Raw genomic sequence first — 15,281 nt, 5'->3', positions numbered from 1 at the left:
GCCTTTTGCTTTTATTAAAACGCCCAATTACCTTTACGGAAGATTGGTTCATGTCTGCCATCAGCTGTAATACCGTCGATATCAAGCTCAGCTGATCCAATCATGAAATCTTCGTGTGTAATACTAGCGTTTGCGCCATTTTCAGCAAGTTCTTCTTTAGACATCGTTTTTCCGCCAACTAAGTTAAATGCATAAGCATTTCCGATTGCAAGGTGGCAAGATGCGTTTTCATCAAATAGCGTGTTGTAGAATAAAATATTTGTGTTTGAAATTGGTGAATCATGAGGTACTAAAGCTACTTCTCCTAAGAAGTGAGAACCTTCATCTGTTTCTACTAAATGTTTTAAAGCTTCTTCTCCAACTTCAGCTTTATAATCTACGATACGTCCGTTTTCAAATGTTAACGTGAAGTTATCGATAATGTTACCTGCAAATGCTAACGGTTTTGTACTAGATACTTGGCCATTTACACCTGTTTTAAGTGGCATTGTAAACACTTCTTCAGTTGGAATGTTCGCCATAAATGGTACGTTCTTTTCATTTAAGCTACCAGCACCAGCCCATACATGTTTTTCTGGAAGTTCGATCGTTAAATCTGTTCCAGGACCTGTATAGTGAAGAGCTTTATAATGCTTTTCATTTAAGTAATCAACTTTTGTATGTAATGTTTTATCGTGTTCTTTCCATGCTTCCACAGGATTTTCTAAATCAGCACGAGTAGCTTTGAAAATAGCATCCCATAGTTTTGCTTCTTGTTCTTCTGGTGCAACGTCAGGGAATACTTTCGCAGCCCATTCTTTCGTAGGAACAGAAATGACACACCAGCTTACTTTATCAGCTTGTACGTAATCACGGTATACTTTCATTGCTTCACCAGCTACTTTATGAGCTGTTGCGATACGCGTTGGTTCTACACCTTTTAATAAATCAGGGTTTTCTGCATAAATAGACATAAATGCAGCGCCTTCTTTTGCTAATTCTTCACGAGCGTGTGCTTTCCAAGATGGGAACTCAGCGAATGCTTCTTCAGGAGCTAGATCGAACTTTAAGCGTGTTAACGTCTCATCATTCCAATCCACATATACGTGTTTTGCACCAGATTTATATGCTTTTTCTGTAACGAGGCGTACAAATTGTACAGCTTCAAGAGGTGCGCTAATTGATAATGTTTGTCCTGGTTGAATATTAACACCAACATTGACTGCAAGGGCAGCATATTTCTCTAACGTTTGTTCAAATGACATATGTATAATCTCCTTTAATTTGAAAGATTTCTTACTATATATAATACAAGAAAATTCAAAAAATATATATAAATATAGCGTAAAAAGAGAGCTCAAAATATATTGAGCCCTCATCGTTATTTAATCGAAGAAGCAAACTGTTCTACGGTCGTCGTATGGTGTATGCGAACACGCTTCATTTTTAACAATTCATCGGGTTCACCTTTTGTAATGAATTTTCCGGGTTTTGTTGTCGTCGCAAATTGATAATATTTCTTCGTTTCTGCAACGACTTTATCATCTACATGACCGAATGGATAAGCCACTGCGATAACGGGCTTACCTGTTATTTTTTCTAACTTTTCTTTTGATCCTTTTAATTCCTCTTCATAGTTTGTAATTTTCGGTAAGTCTGCATGCGTCGCTGTATGAGATTGCACTGAGAAAATGCCGGAATCGACCATTTCTTTTATTTCAGAAGTAGACAGTGATCCTTCTACATCAACGTTATCAACAATCATATATTCTGTTGCCGCCGGTTTAAATGTATCGTCTTTTAGCTTTTGTAAAACATGGAATGCATTCATATTATTTTTCATACCGTCATCAAATGTAACAAAGATAGGTTTATTTACTTTATTAATATCACCCCAACGTTCAAAAGTTAGTAATGTATAGCCGTTGTCTTTTAAATATTTCATTTGGGCTTCAAAGTTAGCAGGTGAGACGAATAAATCTTTAATGCCTTGTCCGTGATAATCATCGGTTGCATGATACATAAGAACGGGAACCTTTTGTTCGAAAGTAATAGCAGCTTTTGTGAGTGGGATGCTTTTCCCATCTTCTTTTATTCCTATTGCTTCAATTTGAAATTCACCGCGTTTTCCTTCAAATTCTTTTATGTCAAAAGGAAGTGAAAATTGCTTCTCCTTTTCTTTAGAAGAAAAAGATTTAGTGTGTTCCTTCCCATCAGCTGTTCGCCAAATTTTATATTGTACTTCACTTAAAGTATCTTTTATATCTGTCATATGAATAGTAGTATTTGTAGATTCGTGTGTAATGGGCTGATAAGAAATTTTACCTTGTTCTTGCACAGTTTCTGTTTGTTTCTTAACTTCTTGAACCCTTTTCTCTTTTTTAGGTTCCTGGTTTACATTGCTAGTATTACAACCTGCTAGAATGGCAGATGTGCATAAAGCGATTGCTGCATATTTTCTCATAAAATCACCTTCTATTGTGTATTATGTTACATATTTATATTTAAAATCCCCACCGCTGTAAGAGTGGTGGGGATATACCCTTGTTCATCATATCATTTGAAGAAAATGAGGGGAATATGATTTTTAGGAGGCTATTAAGGTAATAGATTAGTGACTTTGAATAGAGGTATTTTTTTGTTTCTTATTAGAATTAATAATAATATAACCGACTACAAAGATAAGAGGAATAATGAAGACATAGATAGGCATTCCCCATACATAATAGCTTTTTAGGGTTAAGACTAGTAAATGTAAGAAATCGGCAAGTGCGTGAATTTTCATAAGGTCCTCCAATTATTTTTTTACAAATTATAACATTTGAAGCTTATTATTTGTATAATTTGGAAAGTAATTTAAGCTAATTTTAAAGTAATAAGACTTATGAATATGCAATTTTGTATATGGTTAATGAATTTTATTGAAATATAAGAATTTTAGACTATAATAAGAACGCTATAAAATTAAGTAAGAATGATGTACGGAGTGGAGAACAGAAATGAAATATAAAAAAATAGTATATATCCTTTTCATATCGCTATTTATAGTCGGTTGTCAAAGTGAAGTAAGTAAAGCAAACAGTGTGGAAGAGTATATTCCAGCGCATCTTATGAACGCGGAAGTTACGGCGGATATTATGACGCTAGAGATGGATCCAGATACTTTTAAAAAGGTAGGGAATATTGGTCAAAGAATGAGAGAGCATCTAGTGAATAATATGGAATGGTATTTAAAATACGTAGAAGAGCATGCAGAGAAAAAAAGTTTTCCATATCATCCTAATTTCGGTGTTACAAAAGAAGAGTATGAGTTTGTACTGAATGCAATTGATCAAAGTAAATTGGTTAATACAAAGGATGGAAAGCTGAAATTCAAGAAAAAAAGTGATCATGAAGTAGAGATTTTCTCAAATGAAAGTATAAAGCTTCTTAAATATATAGTTATTGATACGGAGAAGAATACAGTAAAAACATCTCTAGGCGAATGTGAATATTTTGGAGAAATATTGGCATCGCCAGAACAGAAGTTAACTGGTCCTTGGCACGGAAAACAATGGATGTTAAAAAAAGATGACTTAATATATATTTTTTCTTTAGGGAAAATGGAGACAGGAAATAAATCCATTATTGATATTTCGGTGAAAGGTAAATATAAGGGAGAAATTATTAATAAGGAAGAGGCATTAGAGTTTTCTTCAGTTTCTTAAATGATGATAATAAAAAAATCACCTTGCTGTCTAAGCGAAGGTGATTTTTTATTAAATAAACAATCCAGCGATTGTCGCAGATAAAATAGAAGCAAGTGTTGATGCAAATAGCATTTTCCAACCAAATTTAGAAACAACGCTTCCTTGTTTTTCAGAAAGGGCACGGATTGTACCAACGATTGCACCAATTTGGCTAATACTTGCGAAGCTAATTAAGAATACTGTAACGATTCCAACTGTACGTGGAGATAATGTTGCTGCAACACCTTTTAAATCAAGTATTGCTACAAACTCGTTTAATACAATCTTCGTACCCATAATACCACCAGCTGGGATAATATCTTGAGTTGGAATACCCATTAAGAACGCGAATGGAGCAAGGATATAACCGAAGATTTGTTGTAACGTAACAGCATATCCCATTGCACCTGAAGCGGCACTAATTACGTAGTTTACAACTTCCATCACACCGATGAAGGCGATCATTAATGCGGCAACGATACCAGCTACTTTTAAACCGTCAAGTGCACCGTTAATCATTGCACCGATAAAGCTGTCTCCGAATAAAGTACGATCAAATTTCTGAACTACTTCGTCTTCTTTTTTCGTATCAACAGGTGTTAATAACGAACAAACGATTAAGCTTGAGAATAAGTTTAACGGAAGAGCTGCTAGTACATATTTCGCATCTAACATCATTACGTATGATGCTGTAACAGAGGCAGAAACTGAACTCATTGCAGAACAACAAATGATAAACATACGGTTTTTATTGAAATGTTGTAAATCATTTTTAATAACGATTAACGCTTCACTTGAACCAAAGAATACAGAGTTTACTGCGTGGAATGATTCAACGCGTGGTAAACCAGTAATTTTTGAAATGGCACCGCCGACAACGCGAACGATGAATGGTAAAACCCCTAAGTAACTAAAGATAGAAAGTAGTGCTGAGAAAAATACGATAATTAATAGTACGTTTAAGAAAAAGACAAAATCTCTTTGAATCCCATTAAAGAGAAAATCGACACCTGTCGTACCAAGTTTAATTAGTTTGTTGAAAACTTTACCAATGAAAATAATGATTTGTTGACCAATCTTTGTGCCAAACATAAACCAACCGATTAAAATTTGAAACCCAATCATAATAGCAATTGCACGGAAGTTGATTTTACTTTTGTTGTTTGACAAAGCAAAACATAAACCTAAAACGACAAGAATACCGATAATGCTCATTACATATTGCATGTAGTTGCCCCTTTCAGAAGTTCGTATAAAGTTTGTACATAAAACGCTCGTTATATTACTAAAAATAAAACAAGGAGGTTTTATGTCATACGTAAGATGTCTGACCTTTTAGAAAAATAAAAATAAAAAAAGACCCATATGGATTCACTTTCATCTATGAGAGAAAGCTAATCAATATGAGTCCTTTTTGCACATGGGCTAATATTCATTAGTTTTCCCCATAGTCCAGCAATTTAAGGTTGCCGGGTAGAAACTCTCGATCCATATTATCGAGTATATATGAGGTAACATCGTCCGTATTAAATTAGTAGTAGCGTAACATTAACGGAGAACTATCGTCAATAGCTTTTTTTCTTCCAATAGAAATAGACCATATAAGTATGATAAAATGTAACGCAGTGTTATGAAAAAGAGAGGTCGGAAAATGAGTACAAAAATGACGCCACCAGTTGAAAAAAACGAGTTTATAGATGTAGTATTTGAAGATTTAACACATGATGGTGCCGGTGTTGCGAAAGTAAAAGGCTATCCTATTTTCGTTAAAAACGGATTACCAGGTGAAGAAGCACAAATTAAAATTATTAAAGTAAAGAAAAACTTCGCATTCGGTCGTTTAATGAAGCTTCATACAGAGAGCCCATATCGTAAAGATGCAGAATGCCCAGTGTACAATCAGTGCGGCGGTTGTCAGCTTCAGCATTTAACATATGAAGGACAATTACAAGCGAAAGAAAAACAAGTACGCGACGTTATGCAGCGCATCGGCGGATTAAGTGATGTTCCTGTTCATCCTGTACTTGGCATGAAGAATCCGTGGGTATACCGTAATAAAGCACAAGTACCAATTGGAGAACGTGAAGGTGGACTTGTAGCTGGATTCTATCGTCAAGGAACACATGACATCATTAATATGGAATCGTGTTTAATTCAAGCAGAAGAAAACGATACATTAATTCAAGAAGTAAAACGTATTTGTGAAAAACACGGGATTTCAGCGTACAATGAAGAGCGTAACAAAGGAACACTTCGCCACGTAATGGCTCGTTACGGACAAGTAACAGGGGAAATTATGCTTGTCTTCATTACTCGTACAGCAGAATTGCCAAACAAAAAAGCAATCATTGAAGAAATTGCTGCGAAATTCCCTGAAGTAAAATCGATTGTTCAAAACGTAAACACGAAACGTACAAACGTAATCTTCGGAGACAAAACGACAGTACTGTACGGATCAGAATATATTTATGACTTTATCGGTGACATTAAATTTGCGATTTCAGCACGTTCATTCTATCAAGTAAACCCAGAACAAACGAAAGTGCTGTACGATAAAACGTTAGAATACGCAAAATTAGATGGTAACGAAACAGTAATTGATGCCTATTGTGGAATTGGATCAATCTCCTTATTCCTAGCACAAAAAGCGAAAAAAGTGTACGGCGTTGAAATCGTCCCGGAAGCGATCGAAGACGCAAACCGAAACGCAGCGCTAAACAATATGACAAACGCTGAATTTGGTGTAGGAGAAGCAGAAGTAGTCATTCCAAAATGGTATAAAGAAGGCGTAATCGCTGATACAATGGTCGTAGATCCACCGCGTAAAGGTTGCGATGAGGCACTATTAAACACAATCATCGACATGAAACCAAAACGCGTCGTATACGTATCATGTAACCCAGCAACATTAGCGCGAGATTTAAAAGTACTAGAAGAAGGTGGATATAAAACGCAGGAAGTACAACCTGTTGATATGTTCCCGCATACGACTCATGTAGAGTGTGTAGCTTGGCTTAAGTTGGTATAATAGGAAAGCAGTTGATATAGGAAAATCTATACCATCTGCTTTTTGGTTTATTGAGAGTTTGAAATTGTATTCATAGTGAGAGGATTTGAATTTGAAATGATAGATAATTTTTGGCGTGATTTACCACGACCATTTTTCGTACTTGCACCAATGGAAGATGTGACAGACGTTGTTTTCCGTCACGTAGTAAGTGAAGCTGGTCGCCCAGACGTATTCTTCACAGAGTTCACAAACTCGGATAGCTATTGTCATCCAGAGGGTATGAAAAGCGTACGTGGCCGTTTAATTTTTACAGAAGATGAACAACCAATCGTGGCGCATATTTGGGGAGATAATCCTGAATATTTCCGTCAAATGAGTATTGGTATGGCAGAGTTAGGATTTAAAGGCATCGATATTAATATGGGTTGCCCTGTGCCAAACGTAGCATCAAGAGGAAAAGGTAGTGGCCTTATCTTGCGTCCAGACGTTGCGGCAGAACTTATTCAAGCTGCAAAAGCGGGCGGATTACCTGTCAGCGTAAAAACAAGACTTGGCTTTAAAGAGTTAAGCGAGTGGGAAGATTGGTTAACGCACATTTTTAAACAAGATATTGCAAACCTTTCTATTCACTTACGTACAAGAGAAGAGATGAGCCAAGTAGATGCACACTGGGAGCTAATTCCGGAGATTAAAAAATTACGTGATCGTATTGCACCAAATACGCTCCTAACGATAAACGGAGACATTCCTGACCGTAAAACTGGGCTGGAACTTGCTGAAAAATACGGCATTGATGGCGTAATGATCGGACGAGGAATCTTTAAAAATCCATTTGCTTTCGAAAAAGAACCAAGAGAGCATAGCAGTAAAGAACATCTAGATCTTTTAAGACTACAACTTGATCTTCAAGATCAATATGCAGAAGTATTACCAAGATCCATAACAGGATTACATCGCTTCTTCAAAATTTATGTAAAAGGCTTCCCTGGGGCTGCTGAACTACGAAATCAATTGATGAGCACGAAGTCAACGGATGAAGTACGCGCATTGCTTAATAAGTTTGAGGCGAGTGTTAATGTGGTAGAAGGTAGTGAAACGGTATAACTCCCTGAAGTCGAGGGGGTGGATTATATTTATTTAGTTTTAAGTTCTTTTGTAGATTGCAACGGAAAAAACAGTTTTATAAATGTATTGAACTAACCAACATCTTTGTGTTCCCGCGTATACTCTGTATATATGGAGTTTGTGGCTGGCGTGTAGAGATAGTTTGAATATGCAGATGGAAATTTAGCCCCTGATGGGGGGAGATTTCCATCTGTTTTTTATTTTACATAAGCTGAGTTGTATTATAAGTAAATGAATTTTTTTAGAGTGGAAAATTTTGTGTAGCTTTTAGTAATAACAACGTATTTATCTTGCAATTTAGTAATAAAAATATTAAAGGATTATGCAAATAATTCCTATATTAAATGTATAAAAAACATTATAATAGTGAGAAATATGAAATATTTTGTCGAATTAGTAATAAATGCATAGTAAAATGATAGTATTGATAGGTTTTGGATAAAAGTTTTTTGGATATAAATGGATATTTTCAATGAAATGGAGTTCGTTTTTATGTTGAAGGAACAAACGAGGTATTCTCGACTTGCGAATATAACTAAAATGATTAATACAAAGCTGGATTTACGTGAAGTTTTAGAGCAAGTCACAATAGCAATTTCTGAAGAAATCGTTCAATGCGATTCTGTTGGTATTTATTTGCCGCAGGAAGATGGGACTTTTAGAGGGTATGTAGGAAAACCGGAAGTTATTAACGGATGGACGTTGGATATGCATGTCATTGATACAGACATTGACCTGCTGGCGAAAGAAGTAATTGAAACAAAAAAAGCCATCTATATACCTGATACATCAAAGGATAGTCGGCCAGATCCGAGAGCAGTGGAAGGGTTTCGAATTAAATCTTTATTCGTTCTTCCTATCTCTTTTGAAGAAGAATTATTTGGTCTAGTTTTTTTATTTGATTACGGAATTCCTATGAACTTAACAGAGTCAGAAATTCAAACGGTTGAGGCATATGTGAATATGGCGGCTGTTGCGATTCAAAATGCGAACAATTTAACTCATAAGGTAAACCTTATTGCTGAAAAACAGCTCTTGCTGGATGTGACACGGGACTTATCTATGTGTTCCTCCATGCAGGAAAGTCTTGATACTTGTTTTTCCTATTTAGGAAAAGTTTTAGACAATTATAATATCGGGGTTCATTTACTAGAGCCTTTAGCTAAGAAGAAAATTAGACCGGTGAAGTTAAGTAAGGGTTCAGAATGGACAGAAGAAGATTGGATCAAGACACATGATAAGATAAAATTTGATAAAAGTAATGATAGAGTCACGCAAGAGGTCATTGAAACAAAAAAGCCAATCTGGATTCCAGATGTTTATGCAGATCCGCGCCCAAACCATGATGTTTGCCGTAATTTTGGTATGAAGGGACTCTTTATGTTGCCGTTGGTTTCAATGGGAGAGGTATTAGGACAAATATCTGTGGTCAATCTAGGAGATAGTAATTTTAGTTATTCTGAAGGACAAATACAGCTGTCGCAATCTATTGTCGATGCAACTGCTTCCACGCTATCAAACCTTTTATATATGGAAAAACAGGAAGTTATTATCGAAGAGAGGACCTCAGAAATTACGTTTAAAAATAAGGAACTGGAACGAGTAATAACGGAATTGCAGCAGCTTAGTCGTGAGAAAGAATTGATTCTAAATTCTGCTGGAGAAGGAATTTTCGGTTTAGACCTTGATGGAAATATTACCTTTTGTAACCCAGCTGGTGCCTCCATGTTAGGCTATGATATAAAAAATGAATTAATAGGAAAACCATCCAGTATGGTTTTCAACGGAATTGAAAAAGGAAAGAAAAAGCAGGTGGCATCAGGTTGCGATGAGGATTGGAATCTGTACGATAAAACCGAGCAATTTTTTAGAAAAGATCAATCCAGTTTTCCAGTGGAGTATGTAATTTCCTCTATAAAAGAAGGGACCGAGATTGTCGGAGAAGTTATTACTTTTAAAGATGTAACCCAAAGGAAACAAATGGAGGAAGAAATAAAATATCATGCTTATTTTGATAGTTTAACAGATTTACCTAATAGAGTTCTACTAAAGGACAGGCTAACTCAAGGGCTGACATATGCTCAATTACATGCTGAAAAATTAGCAGTTCTGTATTTAGATTTAGACAGGTTTAAGTTTGTGAATGATACGCTCGGGCATAGCTTCGGTGATTTGCTTTTGCGAGAAGTTGCAAATCGATTAAGTGCTTGTGTTCCTAAAAGTGCTACGGTCTCAAGACAGGGCGGGGATGAATTTACTATCTATTTACCGAATATCAAAAGTGAAAAAGAAGTGTTAAAGGTAGTAAATCGTGTCATTGATTCTTTTTCAAGGCCATTTCATTTAGTAGACAATGAAATGTATATGAAAACGAGTATTGGTATTAGTATATTTCCTGATAATGGTGATACGACTGAAATCTTAGTTAAAAATGCAGACACAGCTATGTACAAATCGAAAGAAATATCAGGAAGTAGCTATCATTTCTTCAGTGAAGGAATGGATACGAGAACTTTTGAAAGTATCAAGCTAGAAAATGATTTGTATAAGGCATTGGAACAAGAAGAACTTGTGATTTATTATCAACCGCAAATAAATGGTAAAACGAATAAGATTGAGGGTGTAGAGGCTTTAATTAGATGGAACCATCGAGAACATGGGATGATACCGCCTGATAAATTTATCCCAATAGCTGAAGAAACTGGATTAATAGTCCCGATAGGTGAATGGGTTCTAAAAGAGGCCTGTAGGCAATTAAAGAAATGGCATGATCAAGGTTCCCCGTTAATTAGTATGTCTGTGAATTTATCTGCACGTCAATTTGAACAAAGTGATTTATTTGCTATGGTCAAAAATGTTTTAGAGGAAGTAGAGCTATCTCCGAAGTATATACAACTAGAACTCACTGAAAATTTAATTGTTAGAAATACGGAATCAACTTTAAAAACAATGAAGAAATTAAAAGGTTTAGGAATCAACCTCGCTATTGATGATTTCGGGACTGGTTATTCATCTTTAGGTTATTTAAAGAAATTGCCTATTTCAACGTTAAAAATTGATAAATCCTTTGTACAGGATATGACAAAAGATGATGCAGCTATTACGAATACTATTATTACGCTGGCTAAGAATTTGAACCTTGATGTTATTGCTGAAGGTGTTGAGACAAAGGAACAGGTCGAATTTTTATCTGCACGAAATTGTTATTTGATGCAAGGGTACTTTTTCAGCCGTCCTATGGCAGCTGAAGACATCGAAAAACTTTTTTAAATAGAGAAATAAATTAAAAATGAATGGAGCATACACATGAAAGCAGCCCGAAATGTATTAGAATATTTAATAGCTAATGAAGTTAAACATATATTTGGTATCCCAGCTGGTTCTGTAAATGCGTTTTTTGACGAACTTTATGATATGCCTGAATTAACACCAGTCGTAGCGAAGCATGAAGGGGCGGCATCCTACATGGCTGCTGCTTATGCTAAATACACAAATCAGCTAAGTGTGTGTATTGGTTGTAGCGGACCAGGTGCCACAAATCTTGTAACAGGTGCTGCTAATGCTATGCGAGAGCATTTACCTGTTTTATTCATTACAGGTGCCGTACCTCTTAGTACGGTAGGTTTGAATGCATCACAAGAATTAGATGTAGAACCAGTCTTCAGGCCTGTTACAAAATATAGCGTTACGGTTAATGATGTAAAGGATGTACTTAAAGAAGTCGCACTAGCAATTGAAATTGCTATATCGGGAGTACCAGGACCTGTACATATTGCGATACCGATTGATATTCAACATGAAAATATAGAAAATGTTGAAATGCCACCACTTCCAAAAAGACTTCCTATTGTTCCTGATCTAGACAAAATAAAAGAAACAGCTAGAGAATTGGTAAAAAGGGAGAAGGGTTATATTTTTACAGGACAGGGAATAAGAAACTCTGTTGAGTTATTAATAGAGGTGGCAGAATTGCTGAATTGGCCAATTATAACAACTCCACAAGCTAAGGGATATATCCCTGAGGAACATCCGCTTTTAGTCGGAGTGTTTGGATTTGCAGGTCATGAGGCTGCCTCTGCATTGATTAATGAAGGGGATGGGAAAGCATTATTAATTGTGGGCTCCAGTTTAGGGGAAACTGCGACAAATAATTATAATGGAAACTTAATAAAAGATCGTTTCTCTGTTCAAATGGATTTTGACCAATCTGTCTTCAATCGGAAGTACAAAGTGGATATTCCAGTACTAGGCGATATCAATTTAAGTTTATTAATGTTAATAGAAGAATTAAAGGCTTTAGGGTTGCAAAAGGAAAGCACTGAGCTTACCGTTGAAAAGAAGAAAGAGGAAGAGAATATAGAGGAATATAATACGAAAAATGTTCTCCTAAACCTTCAAAAATGTTTACCGTCAACTACTAGATATACCATTGATATTGGTGAATTTATGTCGTATGTTATTCATCACATGAAGGTCATAGATTTTGACTCCTATAATATTAATGTACATTTTGGTGCAATGGGAAGCGGAATTGGTTCTGCGATTGGTTCAAAACTGGCTGAACCGGAGCGTCCGGTTGTATGTATTACTGGTGATGGCTGCTTTTTCATGCACGGGTTGGAAATACTGACGGCGAAGGAATATAATTTACCTATTTTATTTGTTGTGATGAATAATGCTCGTTTAGGAATGGTATATCACGGTCATTCATTACAATTCCGTAGAACTCATCCATCCTTTGAACAGGAATCAATCAATATTAGTGCGATGGCTGCAGCTATGGATATACCAAGTTATAGAGTCAATGAATTAGAAGATATCAATCAAGATGTTATAAACAACTTAATGAATGTAAATGGGCCAGCAATTCTAGAGGTTGCCTTAGTCGATAATAATACTCCTCCTATGGGAGATAGAGTTAAATTTTTATCGTCTTTTGGAAAATAAGGTTGTTTTATTCACTAATAAAAAAATCATATAGGGATTTCCTATATGATTTTTTTATAAAGATTGATATGAATTGTGAATTACCTTAAGAATTGCTCCGATGACTTGCCCTTTAAATTCGTCTGGAATTGCTTCTCCAGATGGATTTGAGTAATAGTAACATCCTGCCCTTTCATCGCAAGAGAATCCCAAGTTTGTTAATGATCGCTTTAGGTCCTCCGGCAATTCTTCTAATCCAGTTTGCTCAGTGAAATAGTCAGTAGGAAAAACTTTTACATCGACATCCCCTAATCCAGTATGAACAACAAATAAGTCTTGTTCATCACGAACAACCCACTGATTTTTAGAAAATAAAGAAATTCTTGCCCCTTCTAAAGAGGATATTGCATCTAAGTTAATACCAAAAATTTGATTGATAAGTTGGCGGATTTCTATTCCTGTGGCCTTTCTTCCATAATGGCTGAGGGTAGAATCTATGGCCTTTATAGCAATGTTCTCAGTTGAGGAACCTGATCTTGCCATTATCCATTCTTTTGATAGGACAGGTTTAGTTGTTAAATCAAATTTGAAAATGGACATTACAATGTTACAAATCTCGGTACTGGTTATTTTTCCTTGGTGAGAATCAAGATGTTTGTCCATTAATTCTACTTTGTTCACTCGGTCTGCACCTTTTTCTAACATTTACAACAAACTCCAATCATAAAAGTAAAGTATGTTTTTTTATCAATAACATAGAAAGAGTTTAAAAAATTCTTGCCCTTTCGCTAAAAATATAGACTGGATATTCTCCACTTAACTGAAAGCCCTTAAAATGCTGTTATTCTATTATACTAATTAATACCTGTGTGTTGTTATAAAAAAAATAAGATATATTTTATAGAAAAAAGGAATTAAAAAGCATTCCAATCTCTTCCTAGATTTAATCCTAACTAGCATGAATCCACCTAAGACTACAAAACCTTCCTCTAAAATGTTAAAGTAGTAACTTAACGACATTCATTTACACATGCTAAAAGCATTACTATAATCAACATTTCAGGAGGAAACCCAATGGCAATGAGCAATAACGATATATTAAAAAGAGTAAGATATGCTTTAGATATAAAAGATATAGATATGGTAGAAATTTTTAAACTTGGCGGAATGGAAGTAACGAAAGAAGACGTAGTTGATATGCTTACAAAAATAAAGAGAGCGCCTCAGCACGAACCTGAAAACCCTGATGTGGAAGAAGATGAGTACGTAAAAACATGCGATATGATGATGTTAGAGGCATTTTTAAATGGATTTATTACTTTAAAAAGAGGTAAGCAAGATCCGAAACCAGGGCAACCGGCACCTGTACAAAGCAAAGAAAGTGCTAATAACCTTCTTCTAAAGAAAATGAAAATAGCACTATCTTTAACGAGTGAGGATGTACTTGATATATTAGATAGCGTAGGCGTTACGGTGACTAAGGGAGAACTAGGCGCTCTATTAAGAAAAAAAGGCCATAAAAATTACAAAGAGTGCGGCGATAGATACGCAAGGAATTTCATTAAAGGATTAGCTGTAAAGTATAGAGGATAATGATTCCGTTAAAGCGGTAAAAGATATAATAGGTAGAGTAGGACGTTTGTATCCTACTCCTTTTTATTTGTAAAAATAATATGCTAGGTGATGAAATGGTACATACATATTTAGGCGAAACAATTAATTTTCATATAACTTATAAAAAGAAAAAATCGGTGCGTTTTTTGGTGGATTCTTACGGGAATGTTGAGGTGCAAGCTCCAAAAGGGACACCTGTTGAATATTTAGTCCAGTTGCTAGAAGAGAAGTGGGATTGGATTCAGACAACACGTAAGGAAATGGCGGAGCGAGCGCGTGGACCACAGGAAAAGGATTATGATCAAGGAGAAGGCTTTTTGTATTTAGGAAGTACGTATCCGATACAAATTTCTCAAGATACAAATATTACGCAAGACAATGCAGTGTTTGAAGGAGATAAGCTACATATTTATGTGAAAGATCTTAAAGATGAGAAAATACAGCAAGCTTTAAAACGATTTTACTATAAGCAGTGTAAGTCATTAGTAGAGAAGAGTATTAAAGCGCATCAAAGTAACTTTAAAACAAAACCGCGTTCTATTCGTATTACAGATAGTAGTCGTACGTGGGGCACTTGCGATTCAAATTTACAGCTAACATTCAATTGGAAGCTAGCGATGGCACCACAGCGAGTAATTGATTATGTAGTTGTTCATGAAATGTGCCATATGGTTCATTTAAATCATGATCGCTCTTTTTGGCGCCTTGTCGGGAAGATCATGCCTGATTATAAGGAAATGGAGAATTGGTTAGCGTTATCTAGTTGGAAGATGACGGTTTAGTGGTGCACTTATTGTCAATCTTTGTCGGTAAGTCGATATATTTTGGAAATCGCTGATATATTTGGAGTTGCGCCGATATATTTTGGAAATCGCTGATATATTTGGAGTTGCGCCGAT

11 protein-coding genes and 1 riboswitch are annotated in these 15,281 nt (G+C 35.6%); of the genes, 7 read left to right on the top strand and 4 right to left on the bottom strand.

What is annotated here, in order from left to right; translation table 11 throughout:
• Positions 1-14 precede the first annotated feature (14 nt).
• Together ACTFNE_RS20125 and ACTFNE_RS20120 are read right to left on the bottom strand one after the other, a co-directional pair.
• Positions 15-1,244 carry an aminopeptidase gene (locus tag ACTFNE_RS20125; protein WP_000007360.1) on the bottom strand — a complete coding sequence of 410 codons (1,230 nt, stop codon included), beginning with the start codon at positions 1,242-1,244 and terminating at the stop codon, positions 15-17.
• 116 nt (positions 1,245-1,360) lie between these two features.
• Positions 1,361-2,443, bottom strand: coding sequence for a polysaccharide deacetylase family protein (locus ACTFNE_RS20120; RefSeq protein WP_229136770.1), 1,083 nt, complete (start codon positions 2,441-2,443; stop codon positions 1,361-1,363).
• 535 nt (positions 2,444-2,978) lie between these two features.
• Here ACTFNE_RS20120 and ACTFNE_RS20115 point away from each other — a divergent pair.
• A complete protein-coding gene (locus ACTFNE_RS20115; protein ID WP_046199383.1) occupies positions 2,979-3,686 on the top strand; it encodes a hypothetical protein in 708 nt (235 codons plus the stop codon).
• Between the two features lie 51 nt (positions 3,687-3,737).
• Here the strand turns inward: ACTFNE_RS20115 and ACTFNE_RS20110 are convergent, their stop codons facing one another.
• A complete protein-coding gene (locus ACTFNE_RS20110; protein WP_001200498.1) occupies positions 3,738-4,934 on the bottom strand; it encodes a NupC/NupG family nucleoside CNT transporter in 1,197 nt (398 codons plus the stop codon).
• Between the two features lie 201 nt (positions 4,935-5,135).
• A riboswitch (purine riboswitch) is annotated at positions 5,136-5,237 on the bottom strand.
• A 121-nt stretch (positions 5,238-5,358) separates the two neighbouring features.
• On the opposite strand from ACTFNE_RS20110, the gene rlmD reads away from it, so the two are divergent.
• The 4 genes from rlmD (at position 5,359) to ACTFNE_RS20090 (ending at position 12,789) form a co-directional block, all read left to right on the top strand.
• On the top strand, positions 5,359-6,735 hold the full coding sequence (gene rlmD, locus ACTFNE_RS20105; protein WP_046199382.1) for a 23S rRNA (uracil(1939)-C(5))-methyltransferase RlmD: 1,377 nt from the start codon (positions 5,359-5,361) through the stop codon (positions 6,733-6,735).
• A gap of 96 nt (positions 6,736-6,831) precedes the next feature.
• On the top strand, positions 6,832-7,821 hold the full coding sequence (locus ACTFNE_RS20100; protein WP_046199381.1) for a tRNA dihydrouridine synthase: 990 nt from the start codon (positions 6,832-6,834) through the stop codon (positions 7,819-7,821).
• 513 nt (positions 7,822-8,334) lie between these two features.
• A complete protein-coding gene (locus ACTFNE_RS20095; RefSeq protein ID WP_270705145.1) occupies positions 8,335-11,112 on the top strand; it encodes a bifunctional diguanylate cyclase/phosphodiesterase in 2,778 nt (925 codons plus the stop codon).
• Positions 11,113-11,148: 36 nt separating this feature from the next.
• Complete coding sequence (locus tag ACTFNE_RS20090) at positions 11,149-12,789, top strand: thiamine pyrophosphate-binding protein (protein WP_270705146.1); 1,641 nt, start codon at positions 11,149-11,151, stop codon at positions 12,787-12,789.
• Positions 12,790-12,843: 54 nt separating this feature from the next.
• Here ACTFNE_RS20090 and ACTFNE_RS20085 read toward each other — a convergent pair whose 3' ends face one another.
• The gene (locus ACTFNE_RS20085) at positions 12,844-13,473 is read right to left on the bottom strand and encodes a hypothetical protein (RefSeq protein ID WP_046199378.1); all 630 of its coding nucleotides are present in this window, start codon (positions 13,471-13,473) and stop codon (positions 12,844-12,846) included.
• 369 nt (positions 13,474-13,842) lie between these two features.
• Between ACTFNE_RS20085 and ACTFNE_RS20080 the strand changes: the two genes are divergently transcribed.
• Together ACTFNE_RS20080 and ACTFNE_RS20075 are read left to right on the top strand one after the other, a co-directional pair.
• Entirely contained in the window at positions 13,843-14,361 is a 519-nt protein-coding gene (locus ACTFNE_RS20080) for a DUF1456 family protein (RefSeq protein ID WP_001251709.1), read from the top strand.
• A gap of 95 nt (positions 14,362-14,456) precedes the next feature.
• Positions 14,457-15,164, top strand: a complete 708-nt coding sequence (locus ACTFNE_RS20075; protein WP_044790837.1) for a M48 family metallopeptidase — start codon at positions 14,457-14,459, stop codon at positions 15,162-15,164.
• The last annotated feature ends 117 nt before the right edge of the window (positions 15,165-15,281 follow it).

The organism is Bacillus cereus group sp. MYBKT111-2 (genome assembly GCF_051915205.1).
Classification (GTDB): domain Bacteria; phylum Bacillota; class Bacilli; order Bacillales; family Bacillaceae_G; genus Bacillus_A; species Bacillus_A paranthracis.
Note: the sequence above shows the minus strand (reverse complement) of the source record. Positions and strands in the feature narration are given on the sequence as shown.